Raw genomic sequence first — 1,087 nt, 5'->3', positions numbered from 1 at the left:
CCCCGAGGAGGAGCCGTGGCCACCCATCACACGCCGCCGGCGTCGGGCCCGCGGGTCGTACGCGCCCCGCGCGGGCCGCAGATCACCGCCCGGTCCTGGCAGACCGAGGCGGCCAAGCGGATGCTCATGAACAACCTGGACCCCGAGGTGGCCGAGCGCCCGGAGGACCTGGTCGTCTACGGCGGAACGGGCCGGGCCGCGCGGTCCTGGGAGGCCTTCGACGCGATCGTGCGCACGCTCGACACCCTCGGAGCCGACGAGACCCTGCTCGTCCAGTCGGGCAAGCCGGTCGGGGTGCTCACCACCCACGAATGGGCCCCGCGAGTGCTCATCGCCAACTCCAACCTCGTCGGGGACTGGGCCACGTGGGAGCACTTCCGGGCCCTCGAGGCCGAGGGGCTGATGATGTACGGCCAGATGACGGCCGGGTCCTGGATCTACATCGGCACCCAGGGCATCCTGCAGGGCACCTTCGAGACCTTCGCCGCCGTCGCCCGCAAGCGCTTCGGGGGGACGCTGGCGGGCACCCTGACCCTCACCGCCGGTTGCGGCGGGATGGGCGGGGCGCAACCGCTGGCCGTGACCCTCAACGGGGGAGCCTGCCTCATCGTCGACGTCGACGCGGCCCGGCTGCGGCGCCGCCGTGACCAGCGCTACCTGGACGAGGTCGCCCCGGACCTGGACACCGCCGTGCACCGGGTCCTGGCCGCCCGGGCGGAGGGGCGAGCCCTGTCCGTCGGGCTGGTCGGCAACGCGGCCGAGGCCCTGCCCGAGCTGCTGGACCGGAGGCTCCCGGCCGACGTGGTCACCGACCAGACCTCCGCCCACGACCCGCTGTCCTACCTGCCGGTGGGTGTGGACATCGACTCCTGGCGGGCCGAGGCCGCGCAGGACGCGGAGAAGTTCACCCGGCGGGCGCGCGAGTCGATGGCCCGGCACGTGGAGGCGATGGTCGGGTTCGCCGACCGCGGCGCGGAGGTGTTCGACTACGGCAACTCGATCCGCGACGAGGCCCGCACGGCCGGGTACGACCGCGCCTTCGACTTCCCCGGCTTCGTGAAGGCCTATATCCGCCCGCAGTTCTGCG

The 1,087-nt window shown here is 73.6% G+C and carries 1 protein-coding gene; it reads left to right on the top strand.

Annotation, left to right across the window (positions count from 1 at the left end; genetic code table 11):
- Window positions 1–15: 15 nt before the first annotated feature.
- Window positions 16–1,087: urocanate hydratase (gene hutU / locus Q0283_RS17520; RefSeq protein ID WP_298045934.1), on the top strand; the 1,072-nt coding region annotated here is incomplete at its 3' end.

Origin of the sequence: uncultured Citricoccus sp., from assembly GCF_937871995.1 — a bacterium.
Lineage (GTDB): Bacteria > Actinomycetota > Actinomycetes > Actinomycetales > Micrococcaceae > Citricoccus.
The sequence above is the reverse complement of the archived record's forward strand: the minus strand, read 5'-3'. Positions and strand labels throughout refer to the sequence as shown.